We start from the raw sequence: 16457 nt of genomic DNA on the forward strand, positions 1-16457 counted from the left end.
AAAGACAAGGGGGATATGTAATGGAAAGAACAGCCTTAAAGGAAATCTTAACAGAAATAAAAGAGAATGATTATAAGGTTTTAGAAGGAATAAAACCATTTGATTTATCATTAGATATGATGAAGTACATAGGTGACATAGATGGTGAGCTTAGAGATAGGCTAATCTATAGTATATTGTTTACTTGGATGACAGGTGATGTTCTTACATCTGAAGAAGTTCATCAGCTATTAAACATAGCCTTAGATGATAAATATTTACTTTATGGAATAGGTAATATGGATGACTCAGTATTTACTAGAACCTTTTCTGTATTAGTAATTGCCGTTGCTATATACAGGCATAGAAATGATAGTTATTTATCTAAGGAAGAAGTAAATAAGGCTCTTGATAAGGTACTAAAATTCTATAACGACGATATAGATGTAAGAGGATATATAGGACCTAAGGGATGGGCGCACGGAGCTGCTCATGGAGCAGACGCAATAGATGAACTAGCACGATGTGAGGAAATAGGCTACGAAGGCTTAAAGAGTATATTAGATGTAATATATAAAAAAGTTAATATTAACTATTACTCATATGTTCATCAAGAGGATGAGCGTATGGTTACACCAGTCTCAGCAGTAATAGAGAGAAAAGTTATAAAGGAAGAAGAGATTATCGAATGGATAAATTCCTTTAAAAACATAACATACCAAAACAAATATCCTGAAGATATGATTCTCAGAGTCAATGGAAAGAACTTTTTAAGAAGCTTATATTTTAGATTAATTAGAGATGCACAATATGATGGAATTGTGAAAGTGATAAGGGAAGTTTTAGATGAGATAAGTGGATTTTAAAAAATAGAACTATATAAATAGCACTATTAATATTTGATAATAATCTAAAACAGAAAATAATAAAGCATAATTAAAGGAAGCTAATCAAGCTTCCTTTAATTATGCCTTTACCTCTTCAAACAATAGCTCTTGCTGGTATATATCCTTAGTTTTGTATATTGTTAAGCTTAATATAAATCTGAAAATTAAATCTACACCCATAACAATCCATATTGCCATAACATCAAATTTGAAATAGTAGGTTAGAATGAAGGCAAAGGGAATCCTGATTCCCCATAGCCCTGCACCAGCAACTATCATTGGTACTCTAGTAAAACCTGCTCCCCTTAGAGCTCCATTTAGCACTCCAGAAATATTTTGAGGAATCTGCACTAACCCCATTATGAAAAGATATACTGAGCCAATTTTAATTACAGAATAGTCATCTGTCAATAATCTCATAACTCCATTTGGAAGGAAAACTAAAATACCTGCACAGACAATAGTTATTAAAAGAGACCCTTTTACTAACTCCTTTAAATAAACTTTACCTAACTCTTTATTTCTTGAACCAATAGCCTGACCTATAAAAGCCGTAGCTGCAATTCCAAATCCAGCTGCAGGCATATACGAGATTGACTCAGCTTGAAGCCCTAGCTGATATGCAGCAAATGCAGTTTCTCCGAAAGTTAATATTATTTTGGTTAAAATAACTGCTGATAGCTGCCAAAATATTGATTCTAGAGCAGTAGGCATTCCTATTTTATATACTGACAATATCTGATTAAAATCTAATTTTAAAAAGCTTCGATTATACATTGAGCCTAGAACCCCATCACTATTAAAAAGAACGTACAAGCCTAACAAGGCTGAAATTATCTGTGCAATAACAGTTGCAACTGCAGCACCTTTAAGACCTAAAGCTGGGAACCCAAAGTTTCCAAAAATAAATATAAATCCAAATGCAATATTTATTAAATTCATTATAAATGCGATCTTCATAGGGGTTTTAGCATTCCCCATACCCTGCAACACTCCTGCAACGACTAGCATTACTGCCATAAAAGGTAATCCCCAAGAGACAGTTCTCATGTACATAACGGCATTTGACATAAGCTCTGGACTTGGATTAAAGACACTTAGAAGTGTTGGAGCCTTCCAGAAAACTATTTGTTGTAGAATTAATACCAGTAGAATTGTGGACAATAGAGTTTGCTGTACTACACTCTTAAGTCTTTTAGTATCATTCGCACCAAAAGCTTGAGCTACAAAAACAGAGGCACCAGTGGTAACTCCTTTAAATAATGCCCAAATAATCTGAGTTATTCTCATGCTTATTCCTAGTGCTCCAATAGCTATTGCATCAATTCTTCCAATCATGGCCATCGAAATAAAGCCTGCAGTCATTTGAAGGATGCTTTCTATAGTTATAGGTAAAATCATAGATAAAATTCTTTTTCTGATTTCTTTTACATTAACTGTGTTTATGGCTTCACCCATCTTCATTTTTCTCCTCTATTGACGAAATTGAACTAAAACAATTATACAACAAATATATGAAATAATCTGTTATTTTTCCGTCATAACTTATATTATTCTTATGCACTTAATAGATATAGAAATAAGCAAGGACAGGGGATTATGAACTGCACCCTGTCCTTGCTTATTTAGAGATTGCTTTTTTTACAAAGGAAATTATACCTTGTATAATTCTTTCTTCATTTTCCATAGCATCTGACCCAATGAATATTTTCATCCTTTCCTTGTAATAGCTTGATGTAAAAGAAAACTGAAACATAAGGATTAGATTATCAAAACAGAATGAAAGAACTCGATCATCAATATTTGGGTCTATTTTTTTATCGTGCTTTGCTTTACGAATAATATCGTTGTATAATTTTGCCGTACTTGATTCTAGTTGTAGAGTGAGTCTGCTTGAAAGGCTTGAAAGTCCTTGTGTAGTAGCATCTAGATATAGCTGATTTACTTCAGGATAATTAATTGCATAGTCACGTGCCGCTCTTAGGAGCTTTTCAAATACTTCAAATATATCATTTTCTTCTATATTTATCTGACTTAGGGCTTCTTCTAAAAGAATAGAGCCTTTATCCATTACTGCTAGAAATAAGTCTTCTTTTGAAGCAAAATAATTGTACATTGATCCAATGCTAATATCTGCTTTTTTTGCAATTTCATTAATATTGGCAGCGTTATATCCTTTTGATGCAAATTCTGAAATTGCTACATTAAAAATCTTTTGTCTTCTTTCTTCAGAGATTTTTTCAAATGTGCTCTTATGAAACTTTATTCTAAATCTATTTTTTTTTCTGTTCTCAAGTGCTTTTTCCATGTATTCCTCCAACTGTAGTATTTATTTCTGACAAAACATGACTGCTTATTATTTAAATTGAAGTACCAAGTGCGTAGCCAGCTTTAACCGCTTCAAGTACTCTCCCTTGAGTAAATGAATCTCCAATATTGTAGACTTCGCTAGCAGTTCTGCTTCTAATACATTCTTCATACAAACTATCGTCAGCTTGGCTGCCTGTACATAGAATAACTAAATCTGCATTTGTTGTTATTACCTTAGTTTGTTTTTTTATTGGCTTTGAAAATGGATTTATGATATTATCAGCTAGAATAGGAGTCCAAGTGATATATGGATCTGGAACAGTTTTAGATACATTTTGAATTAACTCAACACTGTCTTTAGTAATCCTTTCAAGACTTGTGCAGTTCATAAGCTTTACTTCTGCTGTTTCTAAATAATGAATCATAAAATGCCTATTAGAAGTGCAGGTTTTTTTCATGAAATATGGTTGTGTTTCTACAACTATGACATTTTTATGCATTTCATAGCTTAGCATATATGCAACTTCACAGCCTACATCAGAACCTCCTACAATTACAATATTCTCAGCCTTTTCTGCGATTGATGGGTTATTTAAAAAGTCAATGCCAGAGAATACATGAGGTAGTGAAATGCCATGGATTTTAGGCTTAAAAGGCTTACTGCCAGTACAAAATACTAATACATCGTAGTCGCCTTGCTTCAAGAAATCTTCTGTAACAATTGTATTAAAAACTGTTTTAAACTTATAGCTTTCAGAAACTAATTTTATTTCATTGTTTAGATAGTTAACATAATTAGCTAGCTCATATTTAATCTTCGGAACTGAACCAGGTATAAGCATTCCTCCGGCTTTATTATTTTTATCATATATTGTTACATCATGACCTCTTTTAGCGGCAGTAGTAGAAAACGTCACTCCTGATGGACCAGCTCCAACAACTGCAATTTTCTTTGGCATAGGCGTTTGCTGCAAATTAGCTGGATAGATATCCTCAAAAGCTGTTCGTGGATTTACTGCACAATGAGGATGTCCTCCTATGGCTAACTGGCCTAAACAGCCTTCATGATCGCCAATACATGGGATTATTTCTTTTATTTTACCATAATATACTTTTTTGGCCAGTTAGGATCTGCTAATAAGGGGCGAGCAAGCATTATCATGTCACATTTATTTTTTCTTAGAGCACCTTCTGCTAAGTCTGGAAAACCAAGCTTTCCAACACCAATAACGGGTATTGGAATTCCAATGTTTGATTTAATATTGTGTTCTGCAAAATATTCTTTTACAATATTCGAAAGCTCTAAATAAACACCTGGAGGCATACCGTTAGGTGGATGAGGGAGCCACCAGTTTTCATATCCTCCTAAATCAACATCAAAAACATCTACACCAGCTTTTACGAGATTTTCCATATATTCCAGTGTCATATCAATAGTTCTGCCATTTTTAAGTTTCTTAAGAATTTTATTTTTCTCTACTTTGATACTGTAGATTTCTTTAAGAGCTAGTGATAAATCGATTCTATAATGGATGGGATAGTACTCACCACATCGCTTTCTGATTTCTGTAACAAGATCAAGGCCAAATCTTTGCCAATTTGAGTATCGTCCTATTTTTCTTCGGTTATAAGCTGGGTCAGTCATTTGCTCTATTAGATATCCTGAATGTCCATGAAGATATACACCATCTATCCCCAGCTCTTTTGCATCAACTGCTATTTGACCTGTATGAGTAATTATTTTTCTGCATTCTATATCAGTAAGACGTCTGCATGGTATCTGAGGAATATACCAATTAGGATTCCATGATGAAGAAATAGGAAGTCTTTTTTTCTTAGTCAGACACTCTGGATTACCTACGCGCCCCATGCCAGGTGCAAGCTGTAAGAAAAAACGTGCTCCATAAGCATGGCAGCCTTCAACTATAGCTCTCCAGCCTGCATACGTAGCTCTATGGCTATCTATTCTAGGGAAAATACTAGTTTCATGTAAATCTTCATATGAAGGATCATCTTTCCACCTTACAGGGGTCATACCGCTAGTTATAAGCCCTGCACCACCTTTGGCTCTTTCGATAAAATACTGTATCATCTTTTGACTTGGTTTACCTGTTTCATCTGCCATAGATACATTACCCATGGGTCCCATTACAATTCTATTTTTTATCTTCAGCTTGTTGATATAGATAGGTTCAAAAAGCTTTGTATAAGGATAAAGAGCATCTGTCATTGCTCCAGCTTGCAGCACCTCATCATCTTCAAACCAGTTTCCCAGCTTATTGATTAATTCATTAATATGATATTGATAGTTTTTTTGCATTGTTTACTCCTTAATAATATTTTTTGAATTTACTTTTTGCCATGATTTTTCCTACTACATTACCCAAAATACGTATGATATAGTAGTTAAATTTCAAATCAATAAGCTCAATTAGATTTCCGTCTAGGTCTTGCATAAAAACCCAATCAGTTCCGCTTGTATGCTGAGGCTCTGAAAAGAAATGTACTCCTTTTTTTTCTAAACAGTTATACCATTTGTGCACATTTCTGACATCTACTGTGAAGTGAGTAAGTCCAGGAACATTCCATTTTACACATTCTGCTGATAGAGAAGGAGAGAATTCGAATATTTCCACTACACCGCCCTTAGGAGCTCTAAGGAACCCTAGACGAATAGTTGTATTATGAAGTTTGTATAATGGATAAAGTGATTCAACCTGTTTTTTATCCAAAGTCTGTTCTGAAATCAGCTTAAAACCAAACATATCTGAGTACCATTTTACAGCATTTTCAAAATTAGACACTGTAAGACCTACATGACTTAATGAGCGAATTTTCACATTATCACCTCGCTGCTTTATTTAGCATATGAACCTACTAGAAGCATAAATTCACCTAATTGGGCACCAAATTCAGGTGCACCTTCCATTATTAATCTACCATTTACTGTAGCATCTACCATATCATCAATCTCAAGAAGAGTACCTAATGCACTATCTACATTATTAAAGCGCATTGTAAAAAAGGGTTTAGAACGTTTGTATTCTCCACGTACAGCCTTTGTGTTTCCAGCCTTAACTCTAATATATGCTGATAGTTCAGATTTTTCATTGACTGCCCAAGCATACACTCTGTCTGGACTTCTCTTAGCCCATTTTGATACGCTTGGATGTCCAGCCTTATTCAATTGGCTAATACCTGAAGACAGAAGATAAAAGTAAAGCTTAACTAAGAGTTCTTTTTCATCATCTTCTTTAGGTATATTGGTTGAGCCAAGCAGATTAGCCATTGTTGTAAGAGCTTTTAACGTATTTACTAGTAATCCTAGTTTTGTAAAGCCTTTTATCTTTGGCAGTTTTTTGCTTTTTCCTGCGAAAAAGCTATTTAGTGCAGGTATACTTTTAAACTCTAGTTCTACATCAGGATTTTCAGCTGTTCCTTTTACTACATTCCAAATACCATCTTCTATAGCAAAGTGAGTTCCAACCTTACGATTGTTATCGATATCTTTTGCACTGATTTGAATTTTTACATTTTTTCCATGAAATTTTTTTGATAAATCTTTTTTCTCTTCTACAACTACTTTTACTAATGGCAATACTGCATTTAGAAAGATTTTATTTGCATATATGTCTTCGTTGGATATCATGGCTACACCTCGTCTTCCCAGTTCTCATCTTCTTCGAAATCTCTTCCCATAAGCTCACGAACACTGTCGACTATGGCATTAGTATCAATTTTATAATACGCCATCAGGTCTTCATGAAGACCAATTATTGAAAATGTATCTGGAATACCAAGTCTTATGAAAGCACATGCTTTTCCACTCTCAGCCATTACCTCAGCGACTGCACCTCCTAATCCACCAATAACATTATGATCTTCTACTGTGATTATTCTTCTGGTTTCATGAACAGCTTTTAAAATAGCATCTTTATCTATAGGCTTTATAGTATGCATATCTAAAACTCTTGCCTTAATGCCGTCAGCTGTATTAAGAATTTTTGCTGCTTCTACAGCTTGATATACACATGAACCACAGGCGATGATCGTAAGATCAGTTCCATCAGCGAGCTGTACTGCCTTGCCTATTTCAAAATCATAGTCTGTATTTTCATATAGTTTTTGATCAAATCCACGGTTGATACGGATATACACTGGACCTTCAATGTCATAGGCAGCTTGAACTGCATTTGCAGTTTCTATACCATCTGCAGGAACTATAACCTTACAGTTTGCCATGGAACGCATTATAGATAGATCTTCAGTGCAATGGTGAGTTGATCCAGCTTGACCGAATGAAAGCCCAGCATGAGTTGCTATCATTTTAACATTAAGATTTTGATAGCATATATCTGTATGAACTTGGTCAAGAGCTCTCATTGAAGTAAAGACAGCGAATGTCGATACATAAGGGACCATACCTGCTTTTGCCAAGCCTGCTGCTATTCCAAACATGTTTTGTTCTGCAATGCCTACATTAAAAAATCTTTCAGGAAACTTTTCACCGAATTTACCTATTTTAGTTGATTTAGCCAAGTCAGCCGATAAACCAACTATTTCAGGATGCTTTTCACCAAGGTCGCAGAGTACTGTTCCATAAAACTCTGTAGTGGAGAGATTTACAGTATCATGCATTGTATAAGTTAATCCAGCCATTTTTATTCTCCTTTCTTTCTTTTTTCATAATATCTATTTAAACTTTCCATACATTGCTTGTATTTCTCAGAATCTAGGCCACCGTAGTGCCAGCGATGATCATCCTCCATAAAATCTACACCACAGCCTTTTACAGTATTTGCAATAATTACAACTGGTGCTGATTTTTCATTTTGTGAATATTCGATTGCTTCTGATAATTCTTTAAAACTATGTCCATTGACTTCTTTTACTATGAACCCAAAGGCTTTCCATTTGTCAGCAAATGGTTCAAGCTTCATAATATCTTCAGTTCGCCCATCTATCATGCATTTATTTCTATCAACTATAGTTATTACATTAGTTACATTGTAATGAGATATTGCCATGGCTGCCTCCCAAATTGAACCCTCATTACATTCGCCATCACCTAAAAGGCAGTATGTTAGATATGATTTATTTTGAAGACGAGCAGCTAGTGCAGTGCCAAGTGCTATTGAAAGACCGTGACCTAAAGACCCAGTTGAGGCATCAACACCGGGAACTTTTCTAGAATCGAGATGCATTCCTAGACTTGAACCTGTATGATTGTACTCTTTTAGCAGTTTTTTATCAAAATACCCTTTATCAGCTAGAACAGGTGCAAAGCCAACACCTACATGACCTTTACTCAAGATAAATCTATCTCTATCTTCCCATTCTGGATTTTTGGGGTTAATATTAAGGTATTTGTAATACAGGATTGTAAATATATCCATAGCGCTTAGAGAACCACCGATGTGGCCACTTCCGGCCCATACTACCGTATTAACACAAAGAGAACGTAATTCATGTGCTTTTTTCTCAAGAAATTTTAATTCTTCAATATTTATTAACATGGTATTCTCCTTTCTTATTTGAATTCCGGATGATTAGCTTTCAATGCCTTGAAAGCATCATCTGCTATTTCGTGAGTAAGCTTAATGTCTTCATCAGTCATAGCACAGTTGACAAATAGATTATGATGATTAGTAAAAAATGCACCTCTTCTTACACATTCAGCAATCCACTCTTGGTGAAGTGAGAGAGAATCGTCATCAGCAATTCTCATATACCACATTGAAGGAGCACCTGACACAACTAGATTGAATCCGTGACTTTTAGCTATATTTACTAAGTCATCAGTTAGTTTTTTTCCTAAATCATTCATTAGCTTTGGTCCATTTAGCTTTTTAAGCTTATTTATACAAGCTATACCAGCAGCAAAAGGAACAGCAGAGAGCCAGTAGCTGCCTGTATACATAACCTCAGATGCAGCACTTTTTAGAGCATCAGTACCACAAAGTACAGATACATTCCATCCATTTCCTATTGCCTTGCAGAAACACATCAAGTCTGCTCTGAAACCAAAATAGTGGTCTGAACCTTCCATATCCAAGCGGAAACCACAGCGAACATCATCAATCGCAAGTACTATGCCATTATCAGTACAAAGCTTGCGTATTTTTTGCCAATAATCTTCTTCAGGAAGCTGGCTATCTTGAAATATGGGATGATGATAAGGAGTAGCCATAAAGCATGCTATTTCACCTTTATGATCATTAACTATTTTCTCTACCTGCTCATAATTATTCCATTCGACGTACAAGTTGTTTGCAACATCTTCTGCTACTATTCCTGGATACCCTAGCTTTTGTGTCCAAGGAGCAACTCCATGATATCCTCCTTTTATAAGTATGGTTTTCTTTTTGCCAGTTGCTGCTTTCGCAACCATAAGAGCGAAGCTAGTAACATCTCCACCATTTTTTGCAAAGAAAGCCCAATCAGCCATATGAACTGTATCAACCATTAGCTCTGCAAAATCTACCATAATAGGCGAAGGACAAGTTGTACAATTGCCTGATTCCATTTGTTTTCTAACAGCAGTGTCTACATCGTCATCATTGTAGCCTAAAACGTTTGGTCCATAAGCACACATATAATCTATAAATCTATTTCCATCCATGTCCCAGAAATAAGCACCTTTTGCTTTTTGAGCAAAAAATGGGAATGAACTAGCGGGAATATAACATCCAGACGCTGGGCCTAAATGACCATGGATACCAGTAGGGATTACTTTAGTGGCTTTTTTAAAAAGCTCTTGATTTTTTTTATAATTATAGATTTTCATGATTTCCCCCCTTATCAACTTAAATATGATGGTACCTGAGCCAGAAGTTTGTTCATATTATCAATCATTGGAATATAACCTTTAATTTGAAAATCACCTGAGCCGATGCAGGTATAGCTATCAATCTTGCCATTTAAAATAGAATTAGCTATTTTGATGCTGGAAAAAGTCATAGAAGCACGTGAAAACTCTCCGATACCTTTTTCAGTCTCTAGATGTCCATTTTTTACTGTAAGATGAACAGCTGGACCTCCGTTTTGAACAGAAACGGAAATTGTTCCATCAGGAATTCTTGAAGCATTCATTTTTCCTATTGTATCCGTATTACCAATTTGTGCAAGTGCGAAAAATGCCGTATAAGCAGTAAGAATTGTATTTATTTTAAGATATGGTGGGTCGTTTAAAAGAGAATCAGTAGGAGTTAAGTAGTAGGTGAGCTTTTCTGTAAGTTTTGCAAACTCATTTTTAAGAAAGTTGAGTTTAGTGAAGCCCTTTAGTGGAATAGGATTTGCTTTACCTTCAAACATGTCATTGAAATGCTTCGGTGATTTGAAGTAGAGCTTGATGTTACATTTTTCTTTGCCTCTCTTGAAGCTACATTTGCCGTTCTTAAATGTTAAAAAACCATCTGGTCCATTTTTTACGGAGAATTGAATAGATATGTTTTTGTTCTTGATGAGAGCTTTCATCTCGCTGTCTAGCTCACAAAGATCTTCGAGATTACGAAGTATTGCGAATAGGTTGATATTCGCTTTTGTCAATTCTTTAGACATCTCAAAATTTCCTCCTTTTTATTTTTTTGAAAAGATTTTTGCGTTTATTTAATAAAACAACAACATTAATTAGAGTGAGTACTCACTCATAAATCAAGAAAAAATAAAATGTATTACTAAATACATTTCAGGTGACACGAACTTATGTTCTTCGTTGACTAAAAAAAATATATACTAAATATATATTAGCTAATTTAGTATATATGAATATTTTTAATCTTTTTTATTTTATTTTTGAAACAACATGAGATTTTAATCATAAGCTAGCTTTCAGTTTTAACTCTATTTGTTTTAAAATCTAATTTTATTTCACCGAGGATCATTGCTAAAAGTATTAGTATACTTCCAAAGATAGCTTTATTAGTCATTCTTTCGCCTATTAGCATAAATGCAAATATAGCAGAAAATACAGGTTCGGCAGTATATATGAGTGCAGTATGTGTAGCTGAGGTAAATTTCTGCATAGTATTTTGTACTATAAATGCACCAGAAGTTGCAAGAATACTTGTTATCAATATTCCGCCCCAAGTATTAACAGTACTTGGAATTGTAAAGCTCTCAGTAGATAAAGAGAACAGCAGGCTTGAAAAGCCTACAACCCCAATTTGTATTATGGCAAGGTTTATGGAATTGACGTTCACGGTATATTTTCCAACTAATATAATGTGTAAAGCAAAGAATACGGCTGCTATTAATGTATAGAAATCACCTATATTAGGAACAAGGCTTGAGTCAAGTGTCATAAGTCCAAGGCCTATTACTGCTAAAACTACACCTGCAATTATGGATAGGCTTGGAAGCTTTCTAAACATTATGGCTGAAATCAGAGGGACTATTACTACTGAAAAGCCTGTTATAAACCCAGACTTGGATGCTGTAGTATAATTAAGTCCAACTGTTTGAAATGCAAACCCTATAAACAATACTATACCTATAAGAATACCGTATTTAATAGTATTTTTATCTAGACTAAAAAAGCTTTTATAAAAAACTACAGATGAAAAGATAAAAGCTGTAAGAAATCTTATTGCCAAAAAGTTATATGTAGGGATATCTTTGAGTACGTTTTTAGTAATTACAAAGGTTGATCCCCATACTACAGTTACAAGTAATAAAGCCAAATCTGCTTTAAATTGCTTTGTCATATATATCACCTATCCTTTCTACATATATGATATCAGATTTTTCTGCAAAAAAAATAAAAACCTCTGGTAGAAACAGAGGTTTTTATGTAAAAATTAATCTTGTTTTTCAAACATATCTTTACTTACACCACATACTGGGCATACCCAATCATCTGGTATATCTTCAAAAGCTGTTCCTGGAGCTATCCCTCCATCTGGATCTCCTTCAGCTGGATCATAAACATATCCACAAGGTATACATACATATTTGTCCATAATTCAAAATCCCCTTTCATTAATTAATTGTTCATCTAAATAATACCCAAAAAAAATTTTTTTAAACTTATGTTGATTTAATTTTATTGTATAATATATTAAAAAATAATGCTGGAATATTCATATCATAGTAAGATAAATATAAAAATCTAATAATTATATTTAAAGTTTTTAAGAATTATAGATTAGATTTATTTTTAGTGGGTAAAATTAAAATAAAGAATAACGGTCTGTATATCTTTACCAATAATACTAATATATATAGATAGAAGGGATAAGCTTGATATTTGCAATAGATCAATCAATTTGTAGTGACTTACGTGAGATAAAAACAACATTGGAGAATATTCTTGAAGAGCTTTGTCAAATAATACATGATGAATCTCTATTGTTTGACATAAAGCTTATATTAAATGAACTTATTATTAATAGTGCTATACACGGGAACAACCAAGATAAAAATAAAAATATTAACTTACATTTACATGTTGACAATCGATCAATAAAGATAGAAATAACTGATGAAGGCAGTGGTTTCTGCTACGACAAGGATTCATACGATCCCATGGACTTAAAATGCTGCGGCAGGGGACTTGTATTAGTAGATGGATTAAGTGATGAATTTTATGTAAATAAAAATAAAGTAATTTCTATTAAGTATATTTAGACTCTCAGTAGTGAGAGTTTTTTTATTTCGCTTATAACTGCAAACTAAACTATAATTGACTAAAGCAATAAAGAATTGTAATATATAATTATTGTAACCAAAATGTAATATTTTAAGATAAGGGAGTGAAGAATTGAGTAAAAGACAACAAATTGATGAATTATATTATATTAGAGCCATAGCAGCCTTTGGTATATTTACAATACATGCTACTGGAGGATTTGCATTGTTTTCAGAGTTTGGAAGCAAAGCAATGTGGCTAGGAACATTCTTAAATCAGTTCTTTAGATTTGGTACCCCTGTATTTATGATGGTGTCAGGATTTGTGCTATTTTACAATTATAGAACTCCAGACGAATTTAATCCTAAAGCTTTTTATAAAAAGAAATTTACTTTTATTATAATACCTTACGTTGTGTGGTCTATAGCATATTTCTTGTTTAGTGTCTATATGTATGGAGTGCAGTTTAATCAAGCAACTGTGGCAGATTTTTTAAGGAAGCTGCCAGTTGGAGATACGTTTGCACATCTATACTTTATTTTTCTCATTGTTCAATTTTATGTTTTATTTCCACTTATAATAAAATATTTATCTAATTCTATGAAGAATAAACCATTATTAGTTACAGCTGCGGTTTTTATGCTTCAAGCAGTAATATTAATATATGAATTTTACTTTAAAAAGACTACAAATTTTGCAATAATCAACTTTATAAACACATATTTTTGGAAAACAGTTATTGGATGGTTTTTCTATTTTATAATGGGAGGAATATTTGCTTATCACTATGAAAAGGTTGTTAGAATAATAGATGAAAAAATTAAAACCATATTTGTTTTATATTTTGGGGGGCTTCTTTTATTTGTTGGTGAACCGTATTTGAATATGTATATAAATCAAAGCAGAGATTATTTTGAAAGATATGGTTCTATAAGACCTACGAACATGATATATGCTATTTTGACATTTGCAGTTCTTGTATGGGTGACTAGAAGGATAAAAGAGTATGATAATGTAGCGATAAAGCTGTTTAAATCCTTTGGTATGTATTCATTAGGCGTGTATTTTGCACATCCAATGGTGCTTGAATTCTTGAAAATGAAGCTGATGTGGATGTTCCCTAATGTCATAGGATATGGGAGAGTAAGCTCAGTTATCATTATAATAGGCTTAGGTTGGATATTGACTATGGGATTATGCTATTTTATAGCTCTATTTAATTGGAGATGGCTTTTTATTGGAAAGGTTCCATCACTTTTAAATAAGAAGAGTGAAACAAAAACAGTAAGGGCACAATAAATAGTCTGTAAAAAATAAATAAAATTTAGAAATTAAGGAACTTTATATCTTAAGTTTACGTCTTAATGGTAAATACTGAGATATAAGGAGGAAAAAAATGAAAAAGAGAATAAGCTTACTATTATCAATCTTACTAGTATTAACTTTTGTGCTACCATTACAAAGCTATGCACAGTATGACAAAGAGTTGGAGAATGCAATAAAAAAAGCAAAATCATTATTGAATATCACAGATGACTACGACAAATTTAATTATAATATCAACAAATACAATGATGCTACAGAATATCAATTGAATTGGTATGACAGTGCTGATAAGCTGGGTAGCATTAACGTAAATATCGATTCGGATGGTATGGTAAGAAATTATTACAGTTACAAGCCTAGCAATGAAAAGTATGAGCCTAAGCTTCCTAAGATAAGTAAAGCTGATGGACTCAAAATTGCTAATGACTTCATAAAAAAGGTCAATCCTGATATTGTAGCTAGTATAAAATATCAAGAGGATATCTCTCCGTTAAATGTATATGATAGAAATTACTATTACGATTTTATAAGAATTGAAAATGGAATCCCTTTTTATGATAATTCAATTAATATTTCTGTAAACAATATTACTGGAGAAGTAAAGAGTTTCGGATGTGATTGGGACAAAAATCTTAAGTTTCCAGACAAAAATGGGATAATGTCACTAGAACAGGCCAAACAGTCATTTAAAGAAAAATTAGGGTTAGATTTAGTATATAAGCTTAATCGTAGTTCTAATGAAACGAAAGCGTATTTAGTTTATACTACCTTGAACAATAATAAAGCAATAGACGCTAAAACTGGAGAAATTGTGGACGTATATGATTATTACTATGGAATATCTGAAAAAAATGCTGTTACTCAAGATACAGCTGATAAATCAGATCTTTCTCCAGAGGAGCTTGATGCAATAAAAAATGCTAAAGATATAATATCAGAGTCTGAAGCCGAAAAAGTAGCTAGAGATTTTCTTAATATCTCAAAAGATTATAAGCTTAACAGTATAAATTTATATAGTGACTGGGAAAATAAAGATGATTTTATTTGGCGTATGTATTTTGTAGAAGAAAATAAAGAAGAGTCAGCTAGCATTAGTATAACAATAGATGCAAAAACAAAAGAAATAAAGAGCTTTAACAAATATATATCACATTCACGTGATGAAAAAGCAAAATATGATGAAGATGAAGTATTACAAATAGCTAAGGATTTTATTAAATCAATTCAAAAAGAAAAGTACAGTCAAGTTGAATACTTTGATATTGAGCAGCCAATTTACAGACCTATGAATAATGAAGAAAAACCTACACAATATCATTTTAACTTTGTTAGGAAGATTAATAGTGCGTATTTCCTAGAAAATGGCTTTAATATTGGGATAGATGCGGTAACAGGCGAGATTACTCAATATAACTATACCTGGTATAAAGGAGAGTTACCATCTTCAGATAAAGTTATGTCAATAGATAAGGCCTATAATATTCTGTTTAATGATATCGGATATGAGCTGCAATATATAGGTCAAAATAATAACAGATACATTGATAACGATAATTCTAATAAAGAGGTAAAACTTATCTATACAGCTAAAAAAGATAAACCATTAAATATTGATGCTTTCTCAGGTGAGCTCTTATATGATTATGGAAGACCTTATAAAGAACAACAAATATCAAAATATAACGATATCAATGATAGCTTTGCAAAAATGCAAATAGAAATATTAGCAGAATATGGCATTTCACTACAAGGAAATGAGTTTAAGCCGAAACAAACTATAGCACAGAAAGATTTTTTATATCTTCTTGCTAAAGCTAAAAACTATTACTTTGACATTTATAGTGAAGAAGGAAATTCAGTTGATAGACTATATAATTACTTGATTAACGAAGGCATAGTAAGGGAAGATGAAAAGGCACCTGAATCAACTGTAGCTAAGCAGGATGCAGTGAAGTATATTGTTAGAGCCCTTGGATATGACAAGGTCGCAGATATAGAAGGCATCTATAAGGTAGAATTTAAGGATGCTGATCAGATAGATCCTGAGCTTTTAGGTTATGTGGCGATAGCAGCTGGATTAGATATTGTAAGTAATGACGCAGAAAGCTTTAATCCTAGCTCTAGTCTTACGAGAGAACAGTCTGCTGTGATTATATACAATCTTTTGAATGTAAAGTAAAAGGTGCTAAACACAACGATATAAACCAAAGATTTTAAAATATTATTAATTGAATATACAATCTGAAAAACACTGTGATTTGATATACTCCCATTGTAGTAGACAGTTCAAATAATATAATTGTTTATTTTGAGGGGAGTTTTATCAT

The 16457-nt window shown here is 33.0% G+C and carries 16 protein-coding genes; 4 read left to right on the top strand and 12 right to left on the bottom strand.

The genetic code is table 11. The features are described 5' to 3' along the window. The first annotated feature begins 20 nt into the window (after positions 1 to 20). Positions 21 to 845, top strand: coding sequence for a DUF2785 domain-containing protein (locus HNR33_RS05445; RefSeq protein ID WP_429080954.1), 825 nt, complete (start codon positions 21 to 23; stop codon positions 843 to 845). A gap of 99 nt (positions 846 to 944) precedes the next feature. On the opposite strand, the gene HNR33_RS05450 is transcribed toward HNR33_RS05445, so the two are convergent. The 12 genes from HNR33_RS05450 to rd all read right to left on the bottom strand — a co-directional run bounded on the left by HNR33_RS05450 (position 945) and on the right by rd (position 12136). After that, entirely contained in the window at positions 945 to 2324 is a 1380-nt protein-coding gene (locus HNR33_RS05450; RefSeq protein WP_429080956.1) for an MATE family efflux transporter, read from the bottom strand. 163 nt (positions 2325 to 2487) lie between these two features. After that, the gene (locus HNR33_RS05455; protein ID WP_429080958.1) at positions 2488 to 3174 is read right to left on the bottom strand and encodes a TetR/AcrR family transcriptional regulator; all 687 of its coding nucleotides are present in this window, start codon (positions 3172 to 3174) and stop codon (positions 2488 to 2490) included. A 52-nt stretch (positions 3175 to 3226) separates the two neighbouring features. Beyond that, a complete protein-coding gene (locus HNR33_RS05460; protein ID WP_429080960.1) occupies positions 3227 to 4135 on the bottom strand; it encodes an FAD-dependent oxidoreductase in 909 nt (302 codons plus the stop codon). 134 nt (positions 4136 to 4269) lie between these two features. Beyond that, complete coding sequence (locus tag HNR33_RS05465; protein WP_429080962.1) at positions 4270 to 5496, bottom strand: NADH:flavin oxidoreductase; 1227 nt, start codon at positions 5494 to 5496, stop codon at positions 4270 to 4272. 10 nt (positions 5497 to 5506) lie between these two features. Next, entirely contained in the window at positions 5507 to 6016 is a 510-nt protein-coding gene (locus HNR33_RS05470) for a VOC family protein (RefSeq protein ID WP_429080964.1), read from the bottom strand. A 17-nt stretch (positions 6017 to 6033) separates the two neighbouring features. Further along, the gene (locus HNR33_RS05475) at positions 6034 to 6825 is read right to left on the bottom strand and encodes a hypothetical protein (RefSeq protein ID WP_429080967.1); all 792 of its coding nucleotides are present in this window, start codon (positions 6823 to 6825) and stop codon (positions 6034 to 6036) included. 2 nt (positions 6826 to 6827) lie between these two features. Continuing rightward, positions 6828 to 7835, bottom strand: coding sequence for a transketolase family protein (locus tag HNR33_RS05480; protein ID WP_429080970.1), 1008 nt, complete (start codon positions 7833 to 7835; stop codon positions 6828 to 6830). Between the two features lie 2 nt (positions 7836 to 7837). Continuing rightward, positions 7838 to 8692: a transketolase gene (locus HNR33_RS05485; protein WP_429080972.1), complete on the bottom strand. Its 855-nt coding sequence runs from the start codon at positions 8690 to 8692 to the stop codon at positions 7838 to 7840. Between the two features lie 14 nt (positions 8693 to 8706). Next, complete coding sequence (locus HNR33_RS05490) at positions 8707 to 9963, bottom strand: aminotransferase class III-fold pyridoxal phosphate-dependent enzyme (RefSeq protein ID WP_429080975.1); 1257 nt, start codon at positions 9961 to 9963, stop codon at positions 8707 to 8709. Positions 9964 to 9977: 14 nt separating this feature from the next. Further along, a complete protein-coding gene (locus HNR33_RS05495) occupies positions 9978 to 10724 on the bottom strand; it encodes a hypothetical protein (RefSeq protein ID WP_429080978.1) in 747 nt (248 codons plus the stop codon). A 275-nt stretch (positions 10725 to 10999) separates the two neighbouring features. Continuing rightward, positions 11000 to 11881 (bottom strand): DMT family transporter, encoded by an 882-nt coding sequence (locus tag HNR33_RS05500; RefSeq protein ID WP_429080980.1) that lies wholly within the window; start codon positions 11879 to 11881, stop codon positions 11000 to 11002. A gap of 93 nt (positions 11882 to 11974) precedes the next feature. Beyond that, positions 11975 to 12136 (bottom strand): rubredoxin, encoded by a 162-nt coding sequence (gene rd / locus HNR33_RS05505; RefSeq protein WP_429080982.1) that lies wholly within the window; start codon positions 12134 to 12136, stop codon positions 11975 to 11977. A 280-nt stretch (positions 12137 to 12416) separates the two neighbouring features. Here rd and HNR33_RS05510 point away from each other — a divergent pair, with 280 nt between their 5' ends. The 3 genes from HNR33_RS05510 (at position 12417) to HNR33_RS05520 (ending at position 16309) form a co-directional block, all read left to right on the top strand. Next, a complete protein-coding gene (locus HNR33_RS05510) occupies positions 12417 to 12803 on the top strand; it encodes an ATP-binding protein (RefSeq protein ID WP_429080984.1) in 387 nt (128 codons plus the stop codon). 133 nt (positions 12804 to 12936) lie between these two features. Further along, a complete protein-coding gene (locus HNR33_RS05515; RefSeq protein ID WP_429080987.1) occupies positions 12937 to 14103 on the top strand; it encodes an acyltransferase in 1167 nt (388 codons plus the stop codon). Positions 14104 to 14200: 97 nt separating this feature from the next. Next, on the top strand, positions 14201 to 16309 hold the full coding sequence (locus tag HNR33_RS05520) for a YcdB/YcdC domain-containing protein (RefSeq protein ID WP_429080988.1): 2109 nt from the start codon (positions 14201 to 14203) through the stop codon (positions 16307 to 16309). Positions 16310 to 16457: the final 148 nt, after the last annotated feature.

The sequence above is a fragment of the Brassicibacter mesophilus genome (genome assembly GCF_050433385.1).
Lineage (GTDB): Bacteria > Bacillota > Clostridia > Tissierellales > Proteiniboraceae > Brassicibacter > Brassicibacter mesophilus.